The sequence below is a fragment of the Cellulomonas sp. McL0617 genome, from assembly GCF_049994875.1.
Taxonomy (GTDB): Bacteria; Actinomycetota; Actinomycetes; order Actinomycetales; family Cellulomonadaceae; genus Cellulomonas.
On record NZ_CP188256.1, the window covers coordinates 3,801,171 to 3,827,059 of the forward strand.

32 protein-coding genes are annotated in these 25,889 nt (G+C 73.0%); 13 read left to right on the forward strand and 19 right to left on the reverse strand.

What is annotated here, in order from left to right; translation table 11 throughout:
- Positions 1 to 77: 77 nt before the first annotated feature.
- A complete protein-coding gene (locus ACPPVS_RS17415; protein ID WP_426593484.1) occupies positions 78 to 956 on the forward strand; it encodes an alpha/beta fold hydrolase in 879 nt (292 codons plus the stop codon).
- Between the two features lie 23 nt (positions 957 to 979).
- Here ACPPVS_RS17415 and ACPPVS_RS17420 read toward each other — a convergent pair whose 3' ends face one another.
- From ACPPVS_RS17420 to ACPPVS_RS17435, 4 genes are all read right to left on the reverse strand, one after another.
- Positions 980 to 1,633 (reverse strand): response regulator, encoded by a 654-nt coding sequence (locus ACPPVS_RS17420; RefSeq protein WP_426593485.1) that lies wholly within the window; start codon positions 1,631 to 1,633, stop codon positions 980 to 982.
- Entirely contained in the window at positions 1,630 to 2,784 is a 1,155-nt protein-coding gene (locus ACPPVS_RS17425) for a sensor histidine kinase (RefSeq protein ID WP_426593486.1), read from the reverse strand. Before ACPPVS_RS17425 ends, ACPPVS_RS17420 begins: the two co-directional genes overlap by 4 nt.
- Positions 2,785 to 2,786: 2 nt before the next feature.
- Positions 2,787 to 3,617 carry a CPBP family intramembrane glutamic endopeptidase gene (locus ACPPVS_RS17430; protein ID WP_426593487.1) on the reverse strand — a complete coding sequence of 277 codons (831 nt, stop codon included), beginning with the start codon at positions 3,615 to 3,617 and terminating at the stop codon, positions 2,787 to 2,789.
- A gap of 141 nt (positions 3,618 to 3,758) precedes the next feature.
- Positions 3,759 to 4,280: a YbhB/YbcL family Raf kinase inhibitor-like protein gene (locus ACPPVS_RS17435; RefSeq protein ID WP_426593488.1), complete on the reverse strand. Its 522-nt coding sequence runs from the start codon at positions 4,278 to 4,280 to the stop codon at positions 3,759 to 3,761.
- Between the two features lie 106 nt (positions 4,281 to 4,386).
- Here ACPPVS_RS17435 and ACPPVS_RS17440 point away from each other — a divergent pair, with 106 nt between their 5' ends.
- From ACPPVS_RS17440 to ACPPVS_RS17455, 4 genes are all read left to right on the forward strand, one after another.
- Entirely contained in the window at positions 4,387 to 4,830 is a 444-nt protein-coding gene (locus tag ACPPVS_RS17440) for a MarR family winged helix-turn-helix transcriptional regulator (RefSeq protein ID WP_426593489.1), read from the forward strand.
- Between the two features lie 49 nt (positions 4,831 to 4,879).
- The gene (locus tag ACPPVS_RS17445) at positions 4,880 to 5,578 is read left to right on the forward strand and encodes a helix-turn-helix transcriptional regulator (RefSeq protein WP_426593490.1); all 699 of its coding nucleotides are present in this window, start codon (positions 4,880 to 4,882) and stop codon (positions 5,576 to 5,578) included.
- A gap of 111 nt (positions 5,579 to 5,689) precedes the next feature.
- Positions 5,690 to 6,094, forward strand: coding sequence for a VOC family protein (locus ACPPVS_RS17450; protein WP_426593491.1), 405 nt, complete (start codon positions 5,690 to 5,692; stop codon positions 6,092 to 6,094).
- A gap of 88 nt (positions 6,095 to 6,182) precedes the next feature.
- Positions 6,183 to 6,848 (forward strand): SDR family oxidoreductase, encoded by a 666-nt coding sequence (locus tag ACPPVS_RS17455; RefSeq protein WP_426593492.1) that lies wholly within the window; start codon positions 6,183 to 6,185, stop codon positions 6,846 to 6,848.
- Positions 6,849 to 6,867: 19 nt separating this feature from the next.
- Here the strand turns inward: ACPPVS_RS17455 and ACPPVS_RS17460 are convergent, their stop codons facing one another.
- Entirely contained in the window at positions 6,868 to 7,506 is a 639-nt protein-coding gene (locus tag ACPPVS_RS17460) for a hypothetical protein (RefSeq protein ID WP_426593493.1), read from the reverse strand.
- A gap of 89 nt (positions 7,507 to 7,595) precedes the next feature.
- On the opposite strand from ACPPVS_RS17460, the gene ACPPVS_RS17465 reads away from it, so the two are divergent.
- Positions 7,596 to 7,985 carry a hypothetical protein gene (locus tag ACPPVS_RS17465; RefSeq protein ID WP_426593494.1) on the forward strand — a complete coding sequence of 130 codons (390 nt, stop codon included), beginning with the start codon at positions 7,596 to 7,598 and terminating at the stop codon, positions 7,983 to 7,985.
- 3 nt (positions 7,986 to 7,988) lie between these two features.
- Here ACPPVS_RS17465 and ACPPVS_RS17470 read toward each other — a convergent pair whose 3' ends face one another.
- The gene (locus ACPPVS_RS17470; RefSeq protein ID WP_426593495.1) at positions 7,989 to 9,152 is read right to left on the reverse strand and encodes an FAD-dependent monooxygenase; all 1,164 of its coding nucleotides are present in this window, start codon (positions 9,150 to 9,152) and stop codon (positions 7,989 to 7,991) included.
- A 70-nt stretch (positions 9,153 to 9,222) separates the two neighbouring features.
- Here ACPPVS_RS17470 and ACPPVS_RS17475 point away from each other — a divergent pair, with 70 nt between their 5' ends.
- A complete protein-coding gene (locus tag ACPPVS_RS17475) occupies positions 9,223 to 9,822 on the forward strand; it encodes a TetR/AcrR family transcriptional regulator (RefSeq protein WP_426593496.1) in 600 nt (199 codons plus the stop codon).
- A gap of 1 nt (position 9,823) precedes the next feature.
- On the opposite strand, the gene ACPPVS_RS17480 is transcribed toward ACPPVS_RS17475, so the two are convergent.
- From ACPPVS_RS17480 to ACPPVS_RS17495, 4 genes are all read right to left on the reverse strand, one after another.
- A complete protein-coding gene (locus ACPPVS_RS17480; RefSeq protein ID WP_426593497.1) occupies positions 9,824 to 10,561 on the reverse strand; it encodes a ParA family protein in 738 nt (245 codons plus the stop codon).
- A 66-nt stretch (positions 10,562 to 10,627) separates the two neighbouring features.
- Positions 10,628 to 11,449 (reverse strand): SDR family oxidoreductase, encoded by an 822-nt coding sequence (locus ACPPVS_RS17485; protein ID WP_426593498.1) that lies wholly within the window; start codon positions 11,447 to 11,449, stop codon positions 10,628 to 10,630.
- A 40-nt stretch (positions 11,450 to 11,489) separates the two neighbouring features.
- The gene (locus ACPPVS_RS17490; protein ID WP_426593499.1) at positions 11,490 to 11,849 is read right to left on the reverse strand and encodes a hypothetical protein; all 360 of its coding nucleotides are present in this window, start codon (positions 11,847 to 11,849) and stop codon (positions 11,490 to 11,492) included.
- A 9-nt stretch (positions 11,850 to 11,858) separates the two neighbouring features.
- Positions 11,859 to 12,950 (reverse strand): winged helix DNA-binding domain-containing protein, encoded by a 1,092-nt coding sequence (locus tag ACPPVS_RS17495; RefSeq protein WP_426593500.1) that lies wholly within the window; start codon positions 12,948 to 12,950, stop codon positions 11,859 to 11,861.
- 105 nt (positions 12,951 to 13,055) lie between these two features.
- On the opposite strand from ACPPVS_RS17495, the gene ACPPVS_RS17500 reads away from it, so the two are divergent.
- From ACPPVS_RS17500 to ACPPVS_RS17510, 3 genes are read left to right on the forward strand one after another with little or no spacing between them, the layout of a single operon-like run.
- A complete protein-coding gene (locus ACPPVS_RS17500; protein ID WP_426593501.1) occupies positions 13,056 to 14,042 on the forward strand; it encodes an aldo/keto reductase in 987 nt (328 codons plus the stop codon).
- Between the two features lie 54 nt (positions 14,043 to 14,096).
- On the forward strand, positions 14,097 to 14,510 hold the full coding sequence (locus ACPPVS_RS17505; protein WP_426593502.1) for a type II toxin-antitoxin system VapC family toxin: 414 nt from the start codon (positions 14,097 to 14,099) through the stop codon (positions 14,508 to 14,510).
- Positions 14,510 to 15,841: an NAD(P)/FAD-dependent oxidoreductase gene (locus tag ACPPVS_RS17510; RefSeq protein WP_426593503.1), complete on the forward strand. Its 1,332-nt coding sequence runs from the start codon at positions 14,510 to 14,512 to the stop codon at positions 15,839 to 15,841. The genes ACPPVS_RS17505 and ACPPVS_RS17510 overlap by 1 nt, the downstream gene beginning before the upstream one ends.
- Before the next feature lie 72 nt (positions 15,842 to 15,913).
- On the opposite strand, the gene ACPPVS_RS17515 is transcribed toward ACPPVS_RS17510, so the two are convergent.
- The gene (locus ACPPVS_RS17515; protein ID WP_426593504.1) at positions 15,914 to 16,348 is read right to left on the reverse strand and encodes a VOC family protein; all 435 of its coding nucleotides are present in this window, start codon (positions 16,346 to 16,348) and stop codon (positions 15,914 to 15,916) included.
- A gap of 72 nt (positions 16,349 to 16,420) precedes the next feature.
- On the opposite strand from ACPPVS_RS17515, the gene ACPPVS_RS17520 reads away from it, so the two are divergent.
- Positions 16,421 to 17,665, forward strand: coding sequence for an MFS transporter (locus tag ACPPVS_RS17520; protein ID WP_426593505.1), 1,245 nt, complete (start codon positions 16,421 to 16,423; stop codon positions 17,663 to 17,665).
- A gap of 12 nt (positions 17,666 to 17,677) precedes the next feature.
- On the opposite strand, the gene ACPPVS_RS17525 is transcribed toward ACPPVS_RS17520, so the two are convergent.
- The 6 genes from ACPPVS_RS17525 to ACPPVS_RS17550 all read right to left on the reverse strand — a co-directional run bounded on the left by ACPPVS_RS17525 (position 17,678) and on the right by ACPPVS_RS17550 (position 22,282).
- Positions 17,678 to 18,880: a hypothetical protein gene (locus ACPPVS_RS17525; RefSeq protein ID WP_426593506.1), complete on the reverse strand. Its 1,203-nt coding sequence runs from the start codon at positions 18,878 to 18,880 to the stop codon at positions 17,678 to 17,680.
- Positions 18,877 to 19,965 carry a HesA/MoeB/ThiF family protein gene (locus ACPPVS_RS17530; protein ID WP_426593507.1) on the reverse strand — a complete coding sequence of 363 codons (1,089 nt, stop codon included), beginning with the start codon at positions 19,963 to 19,965 and terminating at the stop codon, positions 18,877 to 18,879. Before ACPPVS_RS17530 ends, ACPPVS_RS17525 begins: the two co-directional genes overlap by 4 nt.
- A 265-nt stretch (positions 19,966 to 20,230) precedes the next feature.
- Entirely contained in the window at positions 20,231 to 20,974 is a 744-nt protein-coding gene (locus ACPPVS_RS17535; RefSeq protein WP_426593508.1) for an ABC transporter permease, read from the reverse strand.
- On the reverse strand, positions 20,971 to 21,336 hold the full coding sequence (gene crcB, locus ACPPVS_RS17540) for a fluoride efflux transporter CrcB (protein WP_426593509.1): 366 nt from the start codon (positions 21,334 to 21,336) through the stop codon (positions 20,971 to 20,973). The genes ACPPVS_RS17535 and crcB overlap by 4 nt, the downstream gene beginning before the upstream one ends.
- Positions 21,336 to 21,761 (reverse strand): fluoride efflux transporter FluC, encoded by a 426-nt coding sequence (locus ACPPVS_RS17545; protein WP_426593510.1) that lies wholly within the window; start codon positions 21,759 to 21,761, stop codon positions 21,336 to 21,338. The genes crcB and ACPPVS_RS17545 overlap by 1 nt, the downstream gene beginning before the upstream one ends.
- Positions 21,758 to 22,282: a universal stress protein gene (locus tag ACPPVS_RS17550; RefSeq protein WP_426593511.1), complete on the reverse strand. Its 525-nt coding sequence runs from the start codon at positions 22,280 to 22,282 to the stop codon at positions 21,758 to 21,760. Before ACPPVS_RS17550 ends, ACPPVS_RS17545 begins: the two co-directional genes overlap by 4 nt.
- Before the next feature lie 74 nt (positions 22,283 to 22,356).
- Between ACPPVS_RS17550 and ACPPVS_RS17555 the strand changes: the two genes are divergently transcribed.
- Both ACPPVS_RS17555 and ACPPVS_RS17560 read left to right on the forward strand, forming a co-directional pair.
- Positions 22,357 to 22,986, forward strand: a complete 630-nt coding sequence (locus ACPPVS_RS17555) for an NADPH-dependent F420 reductase (RefSeq protein ID WP_426593513.1) — start codon at positions 22,357 to 22,359, stop codon at positions 22,984 to 22,986.
- 107 nt (positions 22,987 to 23,093) lie between these two features.
- Positions 23,094 to 23,948 carry a sigma factor-like helix-turn-helix DNA-binding protein gene (locus tag ACPPVS_RS17560; protein ID WP_426593514.1) on the forward strand — a complete coding sequence of 285 codons (855 nt, stop codon included), beginning with the start codon at positions 23,094 to 23,096 and terminating at the stop codon, positions 23,946 to 23,948.
- A 6-nt stretch (positions 23,949 to 23,954) separates the two neighbouring features.
- Here the strand turns inward: ACPPVS_RS17560 and ACPPVS_RS17565 are convergent, their stop codons facing one another.
- Together ACPPVS_RS17565 and ACPPVS_RS17570 are read right to left on the reverse strand one after the other, a co-directional pair.
- Positions 23,955 to 25,436, reverse strand: a complete 1,482-nt coding sequence (locus ACPPVS_RS17565) for an MFS transporter (RefSeq protein WP_426593515.1) — start codon at positions 25,434 to 25,436, stop codon at positions 23,955 to 23,957.
- A complete protein-coding gene (locus ACPPVS_RS17570; protein ID WP_426593517.1) occupies positions 25,433 to 25,852 on the reverse strand; it encodes a MarR family winged helix-turn-helix transcriptional regulator in 420 nt (139 codons plus the stop codon). Before ACPPVS_RS17570 ends, ACPPVS_RS17565 begins: the two co-directional genes overlap by 4 nt.
- Positions 25,853 to 25,889 lie beyond the last annotated feature (37 nt).

Sequence of the window (25,889 nt, forward strand, 5' to 3'; positions counted from 1 at the left end):
ACAACCTGGTTGACGCATCGACAACCAGGTTTCTATAGTTGCGACAACCAGGTTGTTCAACTTCAAGGAGCGGCACGATGCGCACTGCTACCGTCGCCTCGATACCCGAGGTCACGCACCATCACGCAGCCCTCGACGGCGGCGACCTCCACTACGTCACCGCCGGCGACGCCGGCACACCGGTCCTGCTCGTGCACGGCTTCCCCGAGTCGTGGTGGGCGTTCCATAAGGTCATCCCGCTGCTCGCCGCCGCGCACCGCGTCGTCGCGGTCGACCTGCCCGGCTTCGGCGACTCCGGTACCGGTCCGGGCGAATACACCAGCTCGGCGTTCGCCGACAGCCTGCGGCAGCTGATCACCCACCTCGACCTGGGCCCGGTCCACGTCACCGGCCAGGACATCAGCGGGACCTGCACGTTCCGCCTGGCCGCGCGGAGCCCCGAGCTCGTACGCAGCTTCACCGCGATCGAGACGACGCTGCCCGGGTTCGGGCTGGAGCGACTCGCGGACGTGGCGCACGGCGGGGCGTGGCACGTCGGGTTCCTCGGGGCTCCGGGCATCCCCGAGATGCTGCTCGTCGGGCGCGAGCGTGAGTTCCTGACGGGCTTCGCGTTCCCCGCGATGAACGGGACGCCCGGTGCCATCACCGAGCCCGACGTCGACGAGTTCGTCCGGGTGTACTCACGCCCGGAGGGTCTGCGCGGAACGACGGGCATCTACGGCTCCATGCTCACGGAAGGCGACGAGATCAGGCGGCTCGCCACCGAGCACCGACTGAGCATGCCCGTCCTCGCCGTCGACGCCGGAGGCAGGGATGTGACGAGCAGGACGATGCACGAGGTCGCCGCCGACGTCACTGTCGCGACGGTGGGAGGCGTCGGCCACTTCGTCGCGATGGAGGCACCTGAGGCACTCGCCGAGACGCTCCTCAGCTTCTACCGCGAGCTCGACGCCTGACAGCCGCGCCGCGATCTAGGGCGTCACGTCACCAGGCCTCGGCGGTACGCGTACACCACCGCCTGCACGCGGTCGCGCAGGTCGAGCTTGGTGAGGATGCGCGACACGTAGGTCTTGACGGTCTCCTGGCTGAGGACGAGCTCCGCCGCGATCTCGCCGTTGGACATGCCTCCAGCGATCAGGCGCAGCACCTCGAGCTCACGCGGGGTCAGAGCATCGTCGTCGCGTGTGACGTCGGGCGGGCTGATCCGGCTCGCGTACCGCCCGACGAGCTGCCGCGTCACCTCCGGTGCGAGCAGCGCGGCGCCCGAGGCGACGGTGCGGATGCCGCTGAGCAGCTGCTCCGACGGGGCGTCCTTCAGCAGGAACCCGCTGGCACCGGCGCGGAGCGCCTCGTACACGTACTCGTCCAGGTTGAAGGTCGTCACGACGAGCACCTTGACCGGCTCCGGTACGCCCACGCCCGCCAGCAGCCGGGTCGCCTCGATGCCGTCCAGCACGGGCATGCGGACGTCCATCACGACGACGTCGGGGTGCAGTCGCTGGGCGAGGTCGACGGCGGCGCGCCCGTCACCGCAGACGCCGACGACCTCGAGGTCCGGCTGGGCGTCGATGATCGTCGTGAACCCCGTGCGGATGAGGTCCTGGTCGTCGCAGACGAGCACCCGGATGTTCACGACCGCCGCCCCGCGGGGATCCGCGCGCGGACGACGAAGCTGCCGCCCGGCTGCACGCCCGCGCTGAGGTCTCCACCGAGAAGGCCGACACGTTCCCGCAGCCCGTCCAGTCCCCGCCCGCTCCCGGGCGGCGTGACGCTCGGCGACGCCGTCCCTTCCGTCGTGACCTCGACGTCGACCGCCCCGTCGTCGTGCCGGACCGTCACGACGGTGCGGCTGCCGCGGGCGTGCTTGAGCGCGTTGGTCAGCGCCTCCTGGACCACCCGGTAGGCGGCGACGTCGGCGCTGCCCACGGTCCGCGGCGGATCGCCCTCGTGGACGTACTCGACCGGTTGCCCGGCCTGCCGGACCTGCTCGACGAGGGCGCCGACCTCGCCGACGGTCGGGCTGCGCGAGTCGAGACCGTGGGCCGGGGCGAGGACGTCGAGCAGGTGGCGCAGGTCGTCGATCGCTCGGCGACCGGTGTCGGCGACCGCGGTCAGGGTCAGGTCGAGGCGATCGGGGTCCGCGGTCACGTAGCGCGCCGCCTCGGCCTGCACCACCATCGCCGTCACGTGGTGCGTCACGATGTCGTGCAGCTCGCGCGCGATGCGCGTGCGCTCGGCGGCGCGCGTGGCCTCGGCGACGTGCCGGCGACGCTCCGCCTCGGTGGCGCGGGTCTGCCGCAGCCACGCCCCCACGCCCCAGACGACGGCCAGGAACAGGTAGAACGTCACGAAGCCGGACGGACCGTCCGCCGACCCGCGCTGGGCGAGGGCGGCGGCCAGCGCCACGTAGGCGACGCTCGCGGCGAGAACGGTGGTGCGACGGCGACGTCGCAGGTGGGCGGCCGCGCTGAACAACGCGATCCCCAACGCGATGCCCGCGGCCGTGTGGTACCCGCGCAGCTGGTCGATCGCGAAGCCGAGGGACACCAGCGCGAGGCACGCGGCCGGCCATCGACGACGGCCGACGAGAGGGAGCGACTGGAGGGCGATCGCCGCGACGGCGAGCAGGTCCATGGGTCGGTCCGGCAGGTCGCCGAGCTGCGTCCCCTGGTGCCGCAGCGACGGCACGAGCGGCGCGACCGCGACCGCCAGGGCGAGCGGGAGGTCCCGGACGGTGACGTCGGAGGCCTGCCAGGCCGTGCGGACCCGCCGGAGATCGACCACGGTCAGACCGTAGCGGTCGCGCGGGCTCGTGCCGCGCGCCGCGGGTTCGCGACGAGACGGCCGCGCCGGTGGGCGAGCCTGAGGAACACGACCATCATCGTCACGCCCGCCAGGACCGCGAACAGGCTCGCCTCCGGACCGAACGCACCGCCGGACAGGATGACCGGACCGGACGTCACGCCGTGCAGCAGCCCCGCGGCCGTGGTCGCGCCGGACACCTCGGTGCCGAAGATCCCGCTCACGGCGAAGTTCCAGCCGATGTGCAGGCCGATCGGCAGCCACAGGGTGCGCGTCGCGGCGTACGCGGCGGCCAGCATGCAGCCGGCCTCGACGGCGATGGCGATCGCGCCCCAGAGCGTCGCGTCCGGGTTGACCAGGTGAATCGCGCCGAACAGCACGGCGGTGAAGGCGAGCGCGACCCACGTCCCGGCGCGCTCCTCGACGATCCGGAACAGGATCCCTCGGAACACGAGCTCCTCGGTGACCCCGGCGACGACCGCGAGCCCGAGCAGCCCGGCAGCGGAGGTCACCGACCCGAATCCGTCGACGTGGTAGCCGCCGAGCAGGGCGATGCACGCGATCACGGCCGTGAACATCCCGACTCCGATCAGCAGGCCGGCCCCGGTCGCGGCCCGTGCCCCCGCCCGGGCGACCTCGACGGGCTCGCGATGCTCCGTACGCCGGACCACCCAGGCGTACGCGAGCAGCGCGAGCACCCCCGTCGCGACGCCCAGCAGGAGCGTCGCAACCCAGCTGCCCGCGGTCGCACCGACGGCGACGTCGCCGACGACCGCGACTACGACAACGGCTCCGAGCTGCTTCAACATGCGCATGACGAGTCCTTTTCTCCGGGCCGCGGCAGGCACCGTGGCTTCGTTCACGACGTTATGGATCGAGGCACCCCGGGCACGTCCCCGCAGGGTGGACAGTCGGCGGTAGCTCGCGCGGGGGACACCGGGCGCCAAGAGCCCCGATCACTGCGTCGGCCGGCTCGTCCCGGTGAGCAAGCCGCGGCCGAGGGTGTGCGCGATGAGGGAGATGTTCACCACGGCCGCGCTCGCGCCCGGCGGCAGCGCGAGGGTCGGCACCGACAGAGCGGTCGCGCAGACGACCAGGCGGTGGACGCCGGTCCCGGGCGGCGGCTTCACCCCGCTGTAGCCCACGACTCCGAGGTCGTTGGCGAGCTGGACCGCGTGCTCCGGCAACGCCTGCCCGCCCGACCCCGCACCCCTGGGCAGGCCCGCGGCCGAGGCCGGGATGTCCTTGACGAGCCAGTGCCACAGGCCGCCCGGGATCGGGGCGTCGGGGTCGTAGGCGGTGAGCACGAGGCTCTGCGTACCGACGGGGAGACCGTCCCAGGCCAGGTGGGGCGAGGCGTTGGTGCCGCGATCCGCGGCGTAGGCGGCCGCCGGCAGCGGTCCGCCGTCGGAGAAGTCGTCGCTGTGCAGGGTGAACGGCGCCGCCGGGAAGGCGAGGGTGTAGGGCTCGTAGGCCACGGTCGGACCTTTCGTCGGGACCAGCTCCGGAAAATACAGCACGGCTGGATTCTTTGAATCTACAGCGATGCTGCATAATTCTCCAGCCGCGCTGTAGAGTCCACCTATGACGCAGCCCGAGGACACCGCCCTTGTCGAGGCGGAGGCATTGCGGCTGTCCGCCGGCCGCTTCGTGCGCCACGTCCGCAGCACGGTCGGGCAGATTCCGCCGGGCCAGGCCGCGGTGCTCGGGTACCTCGACCGGGACGGTCGGCTCGCCATCACCGAGCTCGCGGAGCGCGAGCGTGTGCGTCACCAGTCGATGGCACGCACGGTGAAGCTCCTTGCCGAGCAGGGCATGGTCGACCTGACCCCGGACGACGTCGACCGTCGCCGGGTGATCGTGGCGATCACGTCTCCAGGGCGGGACAGGCTCGAGCAGCAGAGGCACGACCGGTCGTCGGTGATCGCGGCGGCGATCCAGGACCTCACGCCCGAGCAGCGGGCGGTGCTGCGTTCGGTCCCCGCCGTGCTCGACGCCCTGACCGAGCGCGTGCTCGCAGGTCGCTAGGGCCACCTCGCGGTCGGTGCCGCCCCGCGTCTCGCCCTAGGGTCGTGCGATGAACCGGACCGACCGGATGTACGCGATGGTGGAGGAGCTGCGCGCCGTCGCCCCACGTCCGCGCAGCGCCGCCTGGCTGGCGGACCGGTTCGAGGTGAGCAAGCGCACGATCGAGCGCGACATCGACGCCCTCCAACAGACCGGGGTGCCGATCTGGGCGGAGCCGGGACGGACCGGCGGCTACTGCGTGGACCGTGCCCGGACCCTTCCGCCGGTGAACTTCAGCCCGGACGAAGCCGTCGCGGTCGCAGTCGCACTGCAGAGCACCGCGGGTACGCCTTTCCACAGCGTCGGTCGCACAGCTCTCCGGAAGCTTCTCGCGGCGATGCGCGAGGAGGACGCGGCCGTCGCGCAGGACCTCGCCTCACGCGTTCATCTCCTGGGCGACGACGACGACGTGCCACCCGTTCCGGCCGCGCTCTCCGGAGCTGTCTCCTCGCGGCGCGTCCTGCGCCTGCGGTACACCGACCGGGAGGGCCGCTCCACCGTCCGCGACGTCGAACCCGTCGGGTACGTGGGGTCGACGACCGCCTGGTACCTGCTCGGCTGGTGCCGCCTCCGTGGAGGCCTCCGCGCGTTCCGCCTGGACCGGATCGATCTCGTCACGACGACGTCCGAGACTGCGCCGCGCCGCATCGTGCGCCCCGAGGATGTCCAGGTCCCCGAGGGCGACCTGCGCAGCCTCACGCTGCTCTGAGCACCCGAGGACGCACCTGAGGACAAATACCGACAGGGGGTTGTCGCGCCGACCTGCCACGGTGGATCTCGTCGGGGAACGGCCTCGACGACCACCCGGGAGGGACCCGGCATGAACCTCGTCTCCGTCCGCCTCATCACCGACGACGTGGATCGCCTCGTCGACTTCTACGAGCGCATCACCGGCGTCGACGCCGACCGCCCGACCCCCGACTTCGCCGAGCTGCGGACCCCCCACGGCACGCTGGCCATCGGCAGCACCCGCGCGGTCGGCCTGTTCGGCGCGGGGTCAGCCCGTCCAGCCGACAACCGCACGGCGATCATCGAGTTTCTTGTCGACGACATCGACGCCGTGTTCGCCGCCCTGGACGACGCCACCGAGATCGTGGGGTCCCCCAGGACGATGCCGTGGGGCAAAAGGTCCGCGCTGGTTCGCGACCCCGACGGAACTCTCGTGAACCTGTTCACGCCCGTCACGCCTCCGGCGATCGCCAAGTTCGCCGGCGTCCCTCGCTGAGGCCGGTCACGCCCGAGATGGGTCCCGCACGACTGCGTACAGCACGCTATCGGCGGGACGAGCGCGAGTCTTCGGTTACGTTCGAGGCATGCCGCTCGTCCTGATCACGGGCGCCGCCCGCGCCAACAGCATCGCCGCGGGGATCGCGCCCCGGCTGGCCGCCGACGGTTGGGAGGTGGTCACCAGCGACCTCGCCGACGTCGACTACCCCTGCGACCTGTCGACGCCCGCGGGCCCCGACGACCTGATCGCCACGGTCGCGCGGGAGCGAGGACCGATCGGCGCGCTCGTCCTCAGCCACGCCCACGACGTCGAGACCGGCATCCTCGACACGACGGCCGACAGCTTCGACCGGCACGTCGCGATCAACGCCCGCGCGAGCCTGCTGCTCATCGCGGCCTTCGCCCGTCAGGTGACGCCCGAGGGCGGAGCGGTCGTCGCGCTCACCAGCGACCACACGACGGGCAACCTGCCCTACGGTGCGTCCAAGGGAGCCCTCGACCGGATCGTCATCTCCGCGGCGCGCGAGCTCGGGCCGAGGGGGATCTCGGCGAACGTCGTCAACCCGGGCCCCATCGACACCGGATGGATCGACGACGACCTGCGCGCCACCCTGGTTCCCGCCCACCCGCTGGGACGCCTCGGGACTCCCGGCGACATCGCAGCGGTCGTCTCCTTCCTCGTCTCCCCGGAAGGGCGCTGGGTCTCGGGCCAGCTCTTGCACACGGACGGCGGATTCTCGGCCCGGTTCTGAGGACGCACCGTCCCACGCGTCAGACGAGCTTGGGGTACCACACCAGGAACGACGAGGCGACGACGAAGAGCAGGATGGCGAAGCCGAGCAGCACGTCGCCGCCGCGCGTCGACCTCATCCGGCCCGACATGGCAGCGAAGAACAGCACGGCGGCGAACGCGACCGTCAGCACCGTGTAGTTGTCGCCGCGCTGGTTGTTGGTCAGCGCCTGCTGGTACCTCGCGTCCGCGCGGGCGTCCGCCGCGGCGGCGGAGGCGAGCTCGGGGATCTTGTACTCCGGCAGGTCGAAGGGTGTGGGCGCGGCGTCGGGGTTCTGCAGCGGGTGGGAGGCCAACCACACCGGGAACGCCGTCGCCAGCGGCTCGGGGAACCGGGCAGCCAGGAAGTCGGAGAGCACCGTGTCGTTCGCGGCGTAGGCCGCAGCCCACTGCGAGAACAGCGTCGCCTGCAGGGAGATCTTGCGGTTGGCCACCCCCTCGTACCGCGTGGCCTCGATCCGGGCCGTCGACGCCTGGCTGAACGAGATCGACATCGCACCGCCCCACTTGCTCGACTGGAACCCCACCCAGGCGGTCAGGATCGTCGTCACGGAGAGCAGGATCACGACGACGACCTCGCGCCAGTCCACATGCTTCTTGGCCGGTGCCTCGTCGTCCATGTGCCGATCATGGCGTGAAGGCCGGTCCTCCGCGCACGGGACTCGCCCTGGCGGCCTGTGACGCCGGACCGCTGACCTACGATCGGTCGATGCCGCCGCAGGACTGGATCGAGCACCGACGCCCCGGCGACCGCGAACGCGTCGGCTGGATCCGCACGGAGGGTGAGGAGTTCGTGGCGCTCGATGCTCTCGGGCGCGAGCTGACCGGACCGGTCGACTGGCTGGTTGCCGAGGAGGCGCTCGAGGCGCGCGGCCTGCACTGGCTGGCCGCCCTGTGGCAGCTGGACCTTCCCGACGGCACCCGGGAACGCGTGCGGATCGTCGAGGTGACGCCCGAGCGGGTCGTCGTGAAGGTCGACGACTTCGGCGCCGTGGACGTGGTGACGGCCAGCTACGTCCTGCCGTTCCCGGCGCCGGACGCCCTCCGACCGTTCGAGGGCGACGCCTCGACGCTCGACGCCGGGCTCGCGCAGGGCTGACCGCTACCGCTGCGACGGCGGCTCCCAGGCGACCAGCCGCGCGCCGGAGCGTGCGAGCGCCCCGCCCGGGACCGCCCGGACGAGCGTGTTGCGCACCGACTGCCGCCACCCGTCGCCGAGCCCCGCGCCGATGCGTGCCATGGTCGCTGCCTGGCGGGCGATGGACCGGCATCGCGGGCGGCGGTCGGCGTCGAACGCGACGAGCGCGTCCCGCAGGTTCCCCGGGTCGACGAGCCGACCGAGGGTGGCGGCGTCCTCGAGCGCGGTGGCCGCGCCCTGGCCCATGGTCGGCAGCCCGGCGTGCGCGGCGTCGCCCACCAGCACGACGCGTCCCCGCACGTAGCTCGGCAGGCCGCCCGCGAGGTGGAAGACGTCGTGGCGCATCAGCCGGGCGGGATCGGTGGCATCGATCAGCGACGAGACCGGGTCCGCCCAGCCGTCGAACCTCTCGCGTACGGCGACAAGCTCGTCGTCGAACCGCGCGGACCGCGCGTGCCGGACGTAGCCGTACCAGTAGACCTGGTCCGGGCTGATACGCATCGCGCCGAACTCGGCCCCCGGTCCCCACATCTCGATCAGGCGGTCGTCGCTCGTGGTGTCCTCGACGACCGCGCGCCAGCTCGTGCTCCCGCCGTAGGCCGGCACCACGGACGGGTGGAGCGCACGCCGCACCGCGCTCCACATGCCGTCCGCGCCGACCACGAGATCCGCCTCCAAGGCACCCTCCGGGCCGTCCGCGCGTACGACCGCGCGTTCGCCGTCCGCCGAACCCGGCGCGACGGCCACCACCCGACGACCCGTCAGCAACGTCGCCCCGGCGTCCTGCGCAGCGCGGAGCAGGACCGCGTGGAGCCGCTGCCGGTGCACGCCCCAGACGGCGACCACCTCGGCGACGTCCGGTCGCTCGTCGGGGATGCGCAGGATCCAGCGGCCGTGCAGGTCCTGGAAGCCCGTGCCGACCGTCTTCGTCCCGAGCGTGTCGACGGCCGCCTGGTCGAGACCGAGCGCGTGCAGCGCCGTGATCCCGTTGGCCGGGATCGCGACGCCCGCGCCGACCTCGCCCCCGCCGGCCTGCTCCAGCACGGTGACCCGCCACCCGCGCCGGGCCAGCGCCAGGCCGGACGCGAGTCCCGCGATTCCGCCGCCCGCCACGATCGCCGTCTGCATGCCAACCTCCTCGTCAGCCCATAGTACGACGCATGTCGTGGTATCGCACCGGGGCTCCTAGACTCCACCCGTGGCCCGCAGCAACCCTCAGAGACGCCGCGAGCTGGCGGACGCGGTGGTGGCTCTGCTGGCCGCCGACGGTCTGCGCGGCGTGACCCACCGTGCGGTCGACGCCCGGGCCCAGGTGCCCACGGGCACGGCCTCCAACTACTTCCCCGACCACGACGCGCTGCTCGTCGCGGCCGCCCACCGCATCGTCGACCTCCAGCTCGACGACATGGTGGCCGGCTCGACGCACACCCCGGACGGCGTCGATCCGATCGACCACCTGACCGCGCTCCTCGCCGGATCACTGGTCGCGGCCACGTCCTCGCACCGGGACCGGTATCGCGCGATCTTCGAGCTCCAGCTGGAGTCGCGACGACGACCGGCGGTCGCCGGTGCGCTCGAAGGGCTGGCCGCCACCGCCGCGACGTTCACCGGCGCGCTGCACCGCGACCTCGACCTGCCCGTGCCGGAGCAGGCCGTCGGTCGCCTCATGACGTTGTCCGGCGGGGTGCTGTTCGTGCTGGTCACCGGCCCGCCCGTCGCCGTCGAGGAGATCCGGTCGCTCGCGCGCGGCATCGTCCACGGGGCCCTGGGAGCGGAGCCCCGACCCGGGGACGACTGAGCTACGCCGAGCGCACCTCGGCCCACAGGCGCTCGTAGGTCAGCGCCGCCCGGCTCGTCGGCGCGAACGCCGTGACGGGCGCCTGCCGTTCGGCCATCTGCTCGATGATCGACAGCGCCGGGATCTCGGTGCGCGCCACCCGGGCGCCCTCGCGCGAGATCGAGCCGATCACGTCACGGTGCAGCCGCTTGCGCCGGTCGACCATCGAGAAGAACGCGACCAGGTCGGGACGCGGCTTCTCCGAGTCGGCGACGAACGTCTTGAGCTGCTCGAACGTGCGCACCGAGAGCGTCGCGGGGATCAGCGGCACCAGCAGGGTGTCGGCAGCGTGCAGGACGTTCTCGGACATCAGCGAGATGCTCGGCGGGCAGTCGAGGAACACGACGTCGTAGTCGTCGGCGACGCTGCCCACCAGCTGCCGGAGCCGACTGGTGCGCTTCTTGGCGTCGTCGAGCTCGAGGTCCAGGTTGCGGTAGCTGAAGTCCGCCGGCATCAGGTCCAGATTCTCGAAGTCCGTGGACTTCAACGCGTCCTCGATCGGGCGCCTGCCCGTCACGATCGCGTGCCCGCCGCCCTTGACCCGCGGGCGGACGCGGAAGACGTAGGTCGCCGCTGCCTGTGGGTCAAGGTCCCAGAGCAGCGTGCGGCGCCCCTCGCGCGCGGCCAGGTGAGCGAGGTTCACGGCCGTCGAGGTCTTCCCTACGCCGCCCTTGATGTTGTACGACGCGAAGACCTTCATCGGGTGCCTTCCAGCTGGACCGTGCGGGGCGTGCACCCGCACGGTCTCATGCTCGACGGCCCCCGGTCAGCCTTGCGCCAACCTCGCGACGTCGTCCCACTGCTCCCACGTGGCGATCCGCGAGGTGTAGTCGGCCTTGGCGGTGCCGAGCGGTGACGCGCCGAAGAACACGCGCAGCGGCGGCACCTCCGCGTCCACGACCCGCAGGATCGCGGCGGCCGACGAGCCCGGGTCGCCGGGCGTGCCGATGCGCTTCGCGCGGGCCTCCTGCATCTGCACGCGGAACTCGTCGTACGCCGGCAGCGGGGTCGCGTGGCGGGCCGACGAGCCACCCCAGTCCGTCGAGAAGCCGCCGGGCTCGACGAGCGTGACGTGGATGCCGAAGCCGGCCACCTCCTGCGCGAGCGCCTGGCTGAATCCCTCCAGCGCCCACTTCGAGGCGTGGTAGGCGCCGATGTTCGGGAACGCCGAGATCCCGCCGATCGACGACACCTGCACGATGTGCCCGCTGCCCTGCGCCCGCAGGAACGGCAGCGCCGCCTGCGTCACCCAGAACGCGCCGAACAGGTTGGTCTCCATCTGGTCGCGCAGCTCGGCCTCGGTCAGCTCCTCGGTGAAGCCGAACTGGCCGTACCCGGCGTTGTTCACCACGACGTCGAGGCGGCCGAAGTGCTCGTGCGCGCGGGCGACCGCCGCGAAGTCGGCGGCGCGGTCGGTCACGTCGAGCGTCAGGGGCAGGATCGCGTCCCCGTAGGTCGCGACGAGGTCGTCGAGGGTCGAGGCGTCGCGGGCCGTCGCCGCGACGCGGTCGCCGCGCTCGAGGGCCGCGACCGCCCACTCCCGCCCGAAGCCACGGGACGTGCCGGTGAGGAACCAGGTCTTTGTCATGCCCCGACGCTAGGACTTCGAGTGCGCTCGAACGCAAGCGCTACGCGCGCGGTCGTCGCCAGGCCAGCATGACGAACAGGTCGCGGTCGCTGCCGTCGCCCTCCAGCACGGCGCGGGCGAGCGCCGGGACGCCCGCCTGCTCGCACGACCAGAGCTCGAAGTCCACCCGCTGCGACCAGGCCCCGGACAGGTACCCGAGCACGGTCGCGCCGTCCATGACCTTGACCACGCCGTGCGACGTGCGGGCCAGCTCGACGGCGAATCTCCGCCCGGCCCGACCAGCCCGGCCGGTCCGCACCGGCGCCGACGACCCGAGGAATCCGTGCACCCGCACGGGCACGTGCCCACCGCCGGCGGGCACGAGGCGCCCGGGTAGCCGGGTCGAGGACGTCTGCTCCACGCGCGCAAACTACTCCCGGACTCCCCAGACCGTCATCCCCTCGGCGCCGCCGGCGAGGAACGACGCGACCGCGGAACCCTCCTCGTCGACCGCCGCGCGCTCGGTCCGGGTCAGCTGTCGCAGCGGAACGACCGAGACGGCGTCGGCCCGGACCGTCCACGTCGCCGAGACCCGGCCGTCCACCAGGACCACGCGGCTGCCCGCGACGGACAAGCCGCGGTGGGCGTCGTCGACGATGCGCGTGCGGTCGTCGTAGCCGAGCAGGGCGTTGTCGAAGGCGGGCAGGAAGCGCACGGGCGCGGGTGTGTCCGGGTCCGGTCGGGGCGCGTCGGGCAGGTCCCACAGGACGCGACCGCGCTCGTCGCGGAAGGAGACCAGCTCGTCGCGCATCGCCTTGACGGCGGCCGGCAGGCCGGCGATGCCGGACCACGAGCGGATGTCGGCGGTGGCCGCCGGGCCGTACGCGGTGAGGTAGCGGCGGACGAGCGCGCGGCCGACCAGGTCCTCGCCGGCGAGCGGGTCGATGTCCCGGCCGAGCCACGAGGACAGCAGCGCGACCTGCACGCCCGCCTTCACGCGCCACAGGCCGCGCGGCGGGGTCTGCGCGACCGGGACCAGGCACGCGATCGCGAGCTCGGCGTGCGCGCGCGGACGGGGCGCGGGCCAGCGCGCGACGAGTGCGGCGCCGAGCTCGGCCATGGACCGCGGCCGGCCGTCGGCCAGGAAGGTGCGGGCCTCGGCGGCGAACTCGTCGAGGTCGACGCCGTCCAGCCCGTCCCGGTAGATCGCGAGCATGCGACCCCGCAGCATGGCGTCGTGCCGCGCCCGCCAGGCGAGCATGTCGTCGGCCGTCACCAGGTGGACAGTGCAGCGCATGAGGTGGGCGCGCACGACGGAGCGCGCGACGAGCAGGCCGTCCATCACCGCGGGGTCGAACGCGCGCAGCCTCGACCACAGGCCGATGAACGGCTCCTGCGGCTCCTGCGCCTGCAGTCCCGAAAGATGGGTGACCGCGTCGAGCACGGGCAGGTCCGCGCGGTCGAGCAGGAGCTGTCGGGCCAGCGTGGCCCGGTTCAGCGTTCGGGTGTCGAGGACGTTCATCGGGCCCAGGATCGCAGGCGCGTCCGCCGGTGACGTGACACGACTTCTCCGGGGTGTCCTGACAGGGCCTCCCTCCGCAGGCCAGTCGGACGTAGCGTCGAGACCATGCACACACGAACGCTCGGACAGGGCCTGCAGGTCTCCGCGGTCGGCCTCGGTTGCATGGGGATGAGCCAGAGCTACGGCCCGAACCCCGGCAGTCGCGACGACATGATCGGGGTGCTGCGTGCGGCCGTCGACGCCGGCGTCACGTTCTTCGACACCGCCGAGGTCTACGGGCCGTTCGACAACGAGGAGCTGGTGGGCGAGGCCCTGGCCCCGGTCCGCGACCGGGTGGTCGTCGCCACGAAGTTCGGGTTCCGGTTCGAGGACGGCCGGTCCGCCGGCGTGGACAGCCGCCCGGACAGCATCCGACGCGCGGCCGACGGGTCCCTGCGCCGGCTCGGCATCGACGTCATCGACCTCTACTACCAGCACCGCGTCGACCCGGCCGTGCCCATCGAGGACGTCGCCGGGACCGTCGGCGAGCTGGTGGCCGCCGGCAAGGTCCGCCACTTCGGGCTCTCCGAGGCGGGGCCGACCACGATCCGCCGGGCGCACGCCGTGCACCCCGTGACGGCGCTGCAGAGCGAGTACTCGCTGTGGACACGCGACCCGGAGCCGGAGGTGCTGCCCACGTGCGCCGCACTCGGCATCGGCTTCGTGCCGTTCAGCCCGCTGGGCAAGGGATTCCTCACCGGCACGGTCGACTCCGCCACCTCCTTCAGCGCGGGTGACATCCGCACGACGATCCCCCGGTTCACCGCCGAGAACCGCACGGCGAACGAGGTCCTGGTGGACCAGGTCCGTGCGCTCGCGCGGGCCAAGGACGTGACGCCCGGGCAGATCGCGCTGGGGTGGCTGCTCGCTCAGCAGCCGTGGATCGTGCCGATCCCGGGCACCCGACGCCTGACGCGGGTCGAGGAGAACATCGGCGCCACCCAGGTCGCGCTCTCCGCCGACGAGGTCGCCCTGCTGGACGGCGCGGCCGAGCGGTTCGGCGTGCAGGGCAACCGGTACAACGACGCGGGCATGTCCGCCGTCGGGCTGTGAGGGCGCACGGTAGGGCGTAGCCTCGCGCGGGTCGTTCGACACAGGAGGCTCCGGGTGACCCGGTTCGTCATCGATGCCGCCGTCGCCCTTCGACTGGCGGAGCTCGGGACCACGGTCGGGCACGAGCTGCTCGCGCCGACGCTGCTGCGGTCCCAGACGCTGTCACTGATGCACGAAGCCGTGCACGCCCGAGACCTGACCGCGTCCGAGGCCCGAGCACGGCTCGCCGGCGTGCGGCGGCTGAACGTCCGGTTGCTCGGCGACGCGGTCCTGAGGGATACCGCGTGGAAGGTGGCGGACGAGCTCGGGTGGGCATCGACGTACGACGCCGAGTACGTCGCCCTGACGCGGCTGCAGGGCGACGCCCTCGTGACGCTCGACGGCTCTTTCGCGCGGGCCGCCGGCGCACTGGTCCCGACCGCCCCGTTCGAGGCGCTCCTGGAGGGCGGTTCGGGCATCCTGGCCTGATGACGCGACGCGACGAGGCCCGCCGGATCGTCGTCATCGGCGCGAGCGTCGGCGGCGCGTTCGCGGCGGCCGCGCTGGCCGGGCACGGTCGTCGGATCACGATCCTCGAGCGCGACGAGCTCCCGGCCGAACCGGCCGTGCGCCGGGGCGTGCCGCAGGGCACCCAGCCGCACGTGTTCCTGCACCGCGGGCTGCGGGCGGTCGAGGAGCTGCTGCCCGGCGTCGACGCCGACCTGCGCGCCGCCGGCGGTGTGCCGCTGGACACCGGGCGGATGGCCTGGCTGGGCGAGCCGGGCTGGGCCCCGCAGGCGCCGCAGTACGAGATCGTCTCCGCGACGCGACCGCTGTTCGAGCACGTCGTGCTCCGGCACGTGCGGGCGCTGCCCGGGGTCGACGTGCGCGAGGGTACGACGGTGGTCGGGCTGCGGGTCGGCGAACGGTGGTCCGTCGACCTGGCCGACGGCACCTCGCTGAGCGCCGACCTGGTCGTCGACGCCTCCGGGCGGTCGTCGCGCCTGCCTGGCTGGCTCGCCGCGCTGGGCGTACCGGCGGCGCAGGTCACCCAGGTCGACGCCCACGTCGGCTACGCGACGGCCGACATCGCCGTGACACCCGGCCGGATGGCCGCACCCGGCATCGCGTTCCTGCAGACCCCGGACCGCAGCGGCGGGCTCGCGCTCCCCGTCGAGGGCGGCCGGTGGCTGGTCGGTGCGGTCGGGTCGGGCGAGCGGCGGCCCGGCCGTGATCCCGAGGCATTCGTCGACGCCCTGCGCGCCCTGCCCGACCCCGCCCTGGCCGACCTGGTCGAGGGCGGTGTTGGCCACGTCGCGATCCACCGCCAGACGGCCAACGTGCGCCACGGGTACGAGCGCGTGCGCGGGTGGCCCGACGGGCTGCTCGCCGTCGGCGACGCCCTGTGCGCGTTCAACCCCGTCTACGGCCAGGGCGTCACCGTTGCGGCGCTCGAGGCGCTCGTCCTGCGCGACGCCGGCCCGATCCTGCGCGGCGACGTGGGCGCGCTGATGGGGCGGGTGGCGCGTGCGGCCGACGTGCCGTGGCGGATCGCGACCGGCGAGGACCTGCGCTACCCCGCGGCCGAGGGCACGGTGCCGCGCGCGACCGCCGCTTTCTCGGCCTGGACCCGAGAGCTCGGACGGCTCGGCGCGCACGGCGACGAAGCGGCGCACCTGGCGATCGCGCGGGTCTATCACCTGATGGCGTCGCCGGTGACGCTCCTGCACCCCCGGCTCCTTGCGCGGGCGGCGGTTGCGCGTGTCCGCGGCTACGGACCTTCGACGGCGCGACCGCGGGTGTTCGCCTCGGACCCCTGAGTTCGACTTCCGATACGAACACGCCGAACAATCACGGCGCCCCTCCCGGCGGGAGCCACCGTTGGCGCAGAGTCACTGCTGGGCGCCGAACCGGCCGCGGGCCTCGAGCGGGATCAGGGGCTTGTCGGCCCGCACCTTCAGCTGCTGGACGGACCAGGTGTTGCCGTCCGGGTCCGCGAAGCCGAAGAACGTGCCCCCGTCGCGCTCGTCGAACACCGTGATCTCGGAGGCCTCGACACCGCGCGACAGCAGCTCGGCGCGAGCGGCTTCGGCGTCCGCGACCACCAGCTGCAAGCCGCGCAGCGACCCGGGCGACATCTCGCTCTGGGTCGGCAGGTTCCCGACGACGATCGAGCAGCCCGACCCGCGTGGGGTCAGCTGCGCGACGTGCATGAACTGGTTGACCGTCTCGTGGTCCAGGTCGAAGCCGACCTGGTCGCGGTAGAACGCGATGGACGCCGCCAGGTCGCTGACCGGCACGATCACGACCTCCAGGGTCCAGTCCATGCGGATCTCCTCCTCGTCGAGCCAGATGTGCATTGAGCCTAGCGACGGCTCGCGGGTTACCGTTTCGTCCTTGTGAGCCAGATCCTCGACGTCGTGGTGCCGCCGCGGCTCGGGCGCCGGTTCCGCTGGCTGCTCTCCTCGTCGTGGAGCTCGAACCTGGGCGACGGGATCCTGCTGGCCGCCGGGCCGCTGCTCGTCGCGTCGCGCACCCACGACGCGTTCCTCGTCGCGCTGGCGGCCCTGCTGCAGTGGCTGCCTGCGCTGCTGTTCGCGCTGTGGGCGGGCGCACTGACGGACCGGCTGGACCGCAAACGGCTCATCATCACCGTCGACTCGGTGCGCGCCGCGATCGTCGGGCTGCTCGCCCTGGCCGTGTTCGCGGACGTCGCGTCGATCTGGGTGGTCCTCGTCGCGATGTTCGTGCTGGGCACCGCCGAGACGTTCGCCGACAACACCTCGAGCACCCTCGTGCCGATGCTCGTGGACCGCGACGACCTGGCGCTGGCCAACTCCCGCATCCAGGCCGGCTTCGTCACGGTGAACCAGCTGGTCGGGCCGCCGTTGGGTGCGCTGCTCTTCGCGGCGGGGCAGGCGTTGCCGTTCGCCGCGGACGCGGTGCTGGTCGCGGCGGGCGCGCTGCTCGTCTCGCGCATCGCCCTCCCGCCGCACCGCACCGAGCACACGGACACCCACATCCGGCACGAGATCGCCGAGGGCCTGCGCTGGGTGCGGCACCACGCGGCGGTGCGCACGCTCGTGCTGACGATCCTCATCTTCAACGTCACGTTCGGGGCAGCCTGGTCGGTGCTCGTCCTGTACGCGCGCGAGCGGCTGGGGCTCGGGGCGATCGGCTTCGGGCTGATCACCACGGTCGGCGCGCTCGGCGGCCTGGCCGGGACGTTCTCGTACGGCTGGATCACGCAGCGGATCTCGCTGGCCAACCTGATGCGCGTCGGCCTGATCATCGAGACGCTCACCCACCTCTGCCTCGCCCTGACCACCACGCCGTGGGTCGCGCTGCTCATCTTCTTCGTGTTCGGCGCGCACGCGTTCGTGTGGGGCACCACCTCGGTCACCATCCGGCAGCGCGCGGTCCCGACGGCCCTGCAGGGGCGCGTCGGCAGCGTGAACCTCGTCGGGGTGTACGGCGGGCTGGTGGTCGGCGCCGGCGTCGGCGGGCTGCTCGCGCAGAGGTACGGGATCACGGCGCCGTTCTGGTTCGCGTTCGTGGGGTCGGCGATCTTCGTCGTGCTGATCTGGCACGAGCTGCGCCACGTCGCGCACACGGACGACCAGGACGCCCCGGCGCCGGCTTAGGCGCGCCACCCGCTACGTGGCAGTGCGGGGCACTGACCGACGCCGGAGCAGGTCTCGTAGGGCCACCCACCCCGTGAGGGCTCGCGGCGAGAGCAGCAGGATGCCCAGGAGCAGGGCCTGGTAGAACGCGCCGTGCGTGGGGCCGGCGGCGAGGAGCGCGTCGCGCATCCAGGCCAGCAGGTGCAGCGTCGTCGGGACGAAGAACGCGACGAAGAACCAGGCCGCGACCGCCAGGCCCGCGACGTGCACGAAGCGGTACCAGCGCGCGACCGACAGGTCGCGGGCCGGCGCGGCGGCGAGCGCGGCCGCCTGGTCCGGCGTGAGCCGACGGACCGAGCGCCGCAGCAGCAGGCGGGTGGTCTGGGACAGGTTGGTGCAGCCGAGCAGGGCGGTCATGACCGCGTACACGTCCGAGCGCAGGAAGACGAACAGCTGCACGACGAGGGCCGAGACCTCGACGAACACCAGCGCGGCGAGCAGCCGGTCCGGACCGACGCCCGCGACGCGCATCACCAGCAGCGCGCAGAGCACGAGCGCGTCGAACGCCATCCCGGCCAGCAGCGGTCCGACGCGACGGCGCGGCGGGAGCGCCCACAGACCGGTCAGGTTGGTCTCGAACGTGAGGAAGTAGAGGCGGCGGGTGATCCGCAGCCGCGCTGGCACGCCGACCGACGCGGCCGCCATGACGTGCGCGAGCTCGTGCAGGCCCGCCAGGACGTAGGTGAGGACGGTCAGCACTGCGAGGCTCTCGGCCGGCGTGCCCAGGAAGAACACGTCGAGCGGGTGCGGGCGCACGTCCGGGACGGTCACGATCAGCGCGCACGCCACGAGCGCGGCGAGCGTCGCGACCGCAGCCGCGGGACGCGAGAAGAGCCAACGCGCACGGGCGGGGGGCGCGACGACGACACCGGGCCCGCGCTCGACCCGGCCGGACGTGGTCTCCACGGTGTCCACCGACGCCACGAAGTCGAGCTCGACGAGCGAGCGCGCGAAGCCGAGCACGTCCACCGGCTCGTCGGCGTGCGGCGGCGTGACGGACGCCTCGACCTCGGCGATGCTCCGCCCCGCGCCCAGGAGCTCGATCGCGCGGGCGCCCACCGGGGGGATCGCGACGAACCGGCCCACGTCCGCGCGGCCGACGACGACACTGCCCGCCTGCGGTGTCATGGCGAGCGGGTGCAGACGGAGCACCGAGTCGCGGGTCAGCGTGGTCATGCCGCGACCTGAGCGCGCGCGGCGGCGCACACCGGGCATTCCGGGTCGGCGGGCCACGCGTCGGTGCGGGTCTCGCAGGAGCCGGCGAAGTCGAGCAGCTGGTAGCGGCCCGCGGCGATCGGCTCGGACAGCCGCGTCAGGAAGCGCAGCGCCTCCATCGCGACCAGTCCGCCGAGCACGCCCGCGACCGGTCCGATCGCGCGGTTGACGCGGTCCTGGCGCAGGACGCGGGGTCGGTCGACGATCTCGCGGTCGATCCCGTCGGCCAGCCGGTCGCGGTGGCGTTCGAGACACTCGCGGCACGCGCTGCGACCGGGGTCCACCGACCAGTAGAGGCCCTGCGTGTAGGCCAGCCCGCCGCGCACGAACGGTACCCCGGCGGTGACGCACGCCTGGTTGACCCAGCGGTCGACCTCGTCGGGCTCGTCGATCGCCGAGACGACGAGGTCCGGTCTCGTCGCGACGATCAGGGCCGCGACGTCGTCGGTGGACTCGACGCGTCGGCGGTGGGACTCCACCCGCAGGGACGTGTCGAACGCCCGCAGCCAGTCGGCGACGCGGTCGGCCTTGGGCTGCCCGATCTCCGCCTCGGTGTAGGTGAACTGGCGCGCGAAGTTGCGCAGCTCGACCAGGTCCTGGTCGACGACGGTCAGCGCCCCGACGCCGAGCCCGGCCAGGTTCATGAGCACCGCCGAGCCCAGCCCGCCCGCGCCCAGCACCAGCACGTGCGCGGAGCGCAGCCGCTCCTGCAGCTCGTCGCGACCGTGCGACAACGTGGTGAACGCGTCGAAGAACGCGAGGTTGCTGGCGTACCGCTCGGTGTCGTGCGCGTCGAACGACGACGGCCGCGACGCGTCCTCGAGCCACCCGAGGCCGTCCAGCTGGTCGAGCACCGGCCGGACGTCGTCGATGCCGACGTCGGTCGCGAGCTCGTCGGGCGACCGCGTGCCGTCGCGCAGGAGCCGCAGCAGCGTCAGCACCGTGCCGTCGGGGTCGGCGAGCCGGACGCGCACCTTCGGGTCCAGGCTGACCAGCAGCTCGTCGCCCGAGGCGAGCACGTTGAGCGACTTCAGTCGCGGGAGCATGACGTCCTCCGGGGTGGATGGGAAAGGGCCGGCCCGGGGTCGGGCCGGCCCTTGGGTTGGCGGTGGCGACTCAGGCGCCGCCGGCCTCCGGGTCGAGGTGGATCCGGGTAGCCGTGATCTCCTCGACGACAACGATCTCGATCGTCATGGTCGTCACCTCCTTCCTGCTTCGCCGGCCGCCCTCGTCGGCGGCACGACGGGAATGAGCCGACCCGCGGCTGTGTGATACCGGGCGTTTCGGACATCACCCGCGCGTGAAGACCTGTCAGGTGGGCCGGCGCGTGCCTAGCTGGACGGCGAGCAGCTGGGCGGTCAGGACGGCGGCGACCGACTCGGCGGCGAGCAGGCCGACGAGCACGAGCAGCTGCACCTGGGCTGCCGCGGCGGCGGACGCCCCGCCCAGCAGGAGGCCGACGAACGCGCCGGGCAGCGTGACGAGCCCGGCGCTGCGGGTCTGGTCGAGGGCGGGGACGAGCGAGCGAGCGACGGCCCGGCGCGCGTGCTCGGCGACCGCCTGGTGTGGGGTCGCGCCCAGCGAGAGCCACGCCTCGACCTGGTCCCACTCGCCCCTCACGTCGTCGCGAAGCCGCCCGCCGGTGAGCGACACGGCCGTCATCGAACCGCCGATGATCTGGGCGCTGAACGGCACGATCGTCTGCGGCTGGAACGGCAACGCGCCGCTGGCGAGGACGGGGCCCACGGCGGCCAGCGCGCCGACGAGGATGGCGAGCGCGATCGCCGGCCAGGTCGAGCGCCCGAGCCCGATCCGACGCACCGACGTCCACGACGCGGCGACGAGCATGACGGCCAGGTAGACGACGACCCAGCCGGGGTGCCGGAACACCCACGCGATCACCAGCGCGACGAGCGTGAGCTGGACGGCGGCCCGCGCGACGGCGACCAGGGCGTCGCGGCGCACGCGGACCCGCGCCAGGGTCAGGACGACCAGGACGACCCCGAGCAGGACGACCAGCGCGAGGGCGACCCGCCAGGCCGGGGCGACGGTCACAAGGCCGCCATCAGCGCGACCCCGAGTGCGGCGGCGCCGAGGCAGAGGAGCACCGAGCCGACGGCGTTCACGGTCGCGCGACGCACCTCGCCGGCCTGGATCAGGCGGACGGTCTCGACCATCGCCGTGGAGAAGGTGGTGTACCCGCCGCAGAACCCGGTCGCCGCCACGGCCAGCCACGTCGGGCCGAGGCCGTGGTAGAGGTGGGCGCCGTTGAGCAGACCGATCAGCAGCGAGCCGGAGACGTTGATCACCAGCGTGGCCAGCGGGAACACGCGGGTCCAGCGCGCACGGATCGATCCGTCGACCACGAACCGGGAGGCGGCCCCGACCCCACCGAGCACGGCGATCAGCACCACCATCAGGCGGCGTCCGCCCGGGAGCGCGAGCGGGAGCCGAACGCGATGCCGACCACGCAGGCGAGGATGCCGAGCACGAGGCTGAGCGTCGCGTACACGAGTGCCAGGGTCACCTGGCCGGCGGCGAGCAGCCGTTCCAGCTCGATCGCGAGGCTGCTGAACGTGGTGAACCCGCCGAGCACGCCCGTGCCCAGGCCGAGCCGCAGCACGCGACCGCGGGGGCTCTCGGCGCCGCGCCGCAGCAGCGCCTCGAGGAGCGCGCCGAGCAGGAACGAGCCGACGACGTTCTCGATCAGGGTCGCCGTCGGGAAGCCGTTCGCCGAGACACCGACCGCGGACGTGAGCGCCCACCGTGCCGTCGTGCCGACCATCCCACCGAGGGCCACGACCGCGATGAGGCGCGGGTCGTGGTGCGGTGGACGGGTCACGGGCTCTCCTTCGGGTGCTGCGGGACGATCGTGACGGGAACCGGCTGCGAGTGCGCGAGGCGTCCAGCCGTCGAGCCGCCGACCAGGTGGTTCATCCAGCCGCCCAGACCCGCGCGACGGCTCCCCACCAGGATCATCCACGCGTCGTGGTCGTGAGCCACGCGTGCGAGGGCGTGTGTCGGCTCGCCGACCGTGTAGACGAACCGCCACGGGCCGGCGAATGCGCTCAGGTGCTGCGCAACCTCGGCCGCGAGCTCGTCGTCGGCGAGGACGAAGGCCTCCGCGCCGTCCACGTGGTCGGGATCGAGCGGGGTCGACTCCAGCGAGCCGTCGGCGTGGGTGGTGACGAGGGTCCGGGCGGTGTCGGACCACGCGCACACGAGGTTCGCGCCGAGCGCGGTGGCCAGCTCGGCAGCGAACAGGACCACGCGCGCCGCCTGGCCCGGGATGACGCCGACGACCACCGTCCGGGCGCCATCAACCGGCATGCCGTGCCACGGGTGCGGTGCCGAGCGGGCCATGCGGGCTGCCTCCGTGGTCAAACTACCGCCGCCGGTGCGGAACAGCGCAGGCTCTGCCGCGGTTGGCCAGGGACATGACCACCATCGGATTCATCGGAGCGGGCCACATCGGCGGCACGCTCGCCCGCCTCGCCGTCGCGAACGGCTACGACGTCATCGTCAGCAACTCCCGTGGCCCGGAGACGCTCACGGACCTCGTCGACGAGCTGGGCGACTGTGCCCGCGCGGGCACCCCGGCCGAGGCGGCCGAGGAGGGCGACCTCGTCGTCGTGACCATCCCCGTCAAGGCGATCGAGACGCTGCCCGTCGCGGAGCTGGCCGGCAAGCTCGTCATCGACACCAACAACTACTACGCGCAGCGCGACGGCCAGATCGCGGTCCTGGACCAGGGCGCGACGACGGTCTCCGGCCTCCTGCAGGCGTTCCTGCCCACCTCGAGGGTGGTCAAGGCGTTCAACAACATCACGTCGGGGAACCTGGGCTCGCGCGGCGTGCCGTCGGGCGGGACGGGCCGGTTGGCACTCCCGATCGCGGGCGACGACCCCACGTCGCGCACGACCGTGGCCGGGCTGATCGACGCCTTCGGTTTCGACGTCGTCGAGGCAGGTCCGCTGGCCGAGGGCCGCCGCTTCGAGAAGGACCACCCGGCGTACGGCCTCCTCGCGGACGCGGACGGCGTGACCAGGGCCTTGGCGCAGGCCTGACCCGGGTCGTCCCCGGGCCGTCGTCGAATCACCCTGCCTGGCCGTATCTCTTGCCCGTCGGCTCCGCGAGGATGACGAGCATCGGACCTTCGACGAGGGCGGCGGCGATGCGAGCAGTCGAGGAGCACGGGCTTTCGCTCGACGAACGCGTCGAGACGGACCGGGACCTGGTGCGCGCGCTCGCGTTCCGGCTCCTCGGCTCCGTCTCGGGCGCGGACGCGGCCGTCGCGGAGGCCTCTCGCCGCACCGGCGACGTCGACTCGCTGATCCGGTCGACGGCGGCCGCCTGCCTCGACGCGCTGCGGTCGCGGGAGGTCCCGGAGTGGCACGTCCCGGACGTCGTCGTGAGCCGTCTGACCGGCCACGCGGCCGACCAGACGGCTCTGCTCGACGGGACGGTGGGCGTCCCGCTGTTCGTCGCGCTCGACCAGCTCACGCCGGAGCAGCGCGTCGCGTTTGTGCTCCACGAGAGGTGCGGCCTCCCGCTCGGGGAGATCGGTGCCGTCGTCGGGACCACCGAGGACGGCGCGGGCGCGCTCGTCGCCGGGGCGCTGGAGCGGCTCCGCACGGTTCCCGTGATCGACGGGGATCTGGCCGCCCAGCGCAAGGTGGTCCAGGCCTACTACCGGGCGGCGTCGCGGGGCGACCTCGACGCGCTGCGGGAGCTCGTGGACGAGACGATCGTGCTGCGGTCGGACGCCGGCGCGCACGCGTTCTCCATGGTCGCCACGGGCGTCGAGGCCGTCGCGCGCCGCATGGTCGTGTTCAACCAGATCAGGGCCCGAGGCCTGCCGGCGCTCGTCAACGGGGCGGCGGGCGGCGTGGTCCTCAACCACGGTGCGGTGATCTGCGTCGTCGCGATGACCGTGGTCGGAGACCGCATCGCCGAGGCTGACGTCCTGTTCGACCCGAACCGGCTGGCCGCGATGGACCTGTCGGCGTTCCTGACCGAGGACCTCTAGAACGACCTACGGCGCGTCGAACACCTCGTCCCGCTCGGCTGCGCCCACCGGCACCGCGTCGTGGGGCTCCAGCTCCTGGAGCTCGTGCAGCACGTCGTGCGGCGCGATGCGACGAGCCCGGCGGACGGACAGGACCGCGTGCGTGGCCAGGCCGAGGAACACCAGGCCGCAGGCGGTCGCCGAGATGAGGAACGTCAGCTCGATGCCCTGGCTCGCGGGCCGGCCGCTTGGGGCGAGGTGGGCCGCGATCACGGCACCGGCCACGGCCGCACCGATCGAGCCGCCGATGGTGCGCAGCACCTGGTTGAACGAGACCGCCGAGCCGAGCTCCTGGGCCGCCACGCCGCGGGCGATCAGGCCTGGCATCGCGGCGAAGGTGATGCCGATCCCGACTCCGACGAGGAACATGCCGGCGAGCAGCTCCGGCAGGGCGTCGTGGCGGACGACGAGCAGCAGGTTGGCCAGGGTGACGAACAGCGCCCCGAGCGGCAGCATGACCGTGAAGCTGAGCCGGTGCGCGAACGCGCGGGCCAGTCGGCTGGCCAGCTGGCTGCCGATGGACAGGGGCAGCATGACGAAGCCGGCCCAGAACAGCGACATCCCGACGCCGAAGCCGGTGCTGGTCGGCGCCTGCGCCACCAGGCTGATCACCGAGACGCCGATGTACATCGACGCGCCCATCGACAGGCCGGTGGCGTTGGCCAGCAGCACGTCGGGCTTGCGCATGAGGTCGAGCCGGATCAGCGGGTGGTCGGTGCTGGTCTCGCGCCAGACCCACGCGCCGAGGACGAGCACGGCGCCGACCAGCAGCCCGATCGTCGTCGGTGATCCCCAGCCGAACCGCGGACCCTCGCTGATGCCGAGCAGCAGCATGCCCAGGCCCGCGCCGAGCAGGGCAGCGCCGAGCGTGTCGAAGGGGCGGCGCAGCCCGAGCTCGTCGGGACCCTTGGGCACCGCGACGAGGATGACGACGAACGCCGAGACGACGAACGCGGCGGCGAACCAGAACGCCCAGCGGAAGTCGAAGGTCGAGGCGATGATGCCGGTCAGCGGGTACCCGATGCCGATTCCGGTGGCCACCGTCACGGACAGCGCGGCGATGCCGGGGCCGACCTTCTCCGGCGGCGAGTAGCGGCGGGCCAGCGCGATCGCCATGGGCGTGATCGAGTACGAGAGGCCCTGCAGGGCGCGGCCGACGAGGATCACGGAGAACGTCTGCGCGGTCGCGGCCAGCACCGAGCCGACGAAGATGATCGTGAGCGTGGCCAGCAGGATGCGCTTCTTGTGCGGCCCGTCGGACAGCCGCCCGAGGACCGGCGTCGCCACCGCCCCGACCAGCAGGTTCACGGTCAGCGTCCACTGAGCGGTGCTCACCGAGACGCCGAACTCGGCCGCCAGCGTGGGCACCAGCAGGAGGCCCAACGAGCTGATGATCGCGGCGGCCAGGGCCGCGTAGACGAGGGCGGGGACGAACCGCTTGCCGGTCATCGGGTGGCCAGCGTCCGCAGGACGTCGACGGCGCCGGCGAGGGCCGCGCGGTCGTCGTCGTCGAGCGAGGCGACGGCTGCGGCCAGCCACGTGTTCGTCGCGTGCCGGTCCGCGTCGACCGCCGCGCGGCCGTCGGGGGTGATCTCGATGATCATGCGACGGCCGTCCGTCGGGTCGGGGGTGCGCGTGATGCGGCCGACGCGTTCGAGGTCGGCGACGATCACGGCCATCGACTGCGGCGTGATGAACTCGCTGGCTGCGAGCGCGGACGAGGTCGCCGGGCCGTCCTGCACCAGGCGGTTGAGCGCGCGGCTCTGGCCGATGGACAGCGACTTCTCGGTGAGCAGGCGCCGGTAGATCGGGCCCAGGGCGTCACGCAGGTCGAATGCGAGAGCGGCGGTGTCGGAGACGGTCACGTGGACGAGTGTACAGGGCAACTGATCAGTTGGGCTG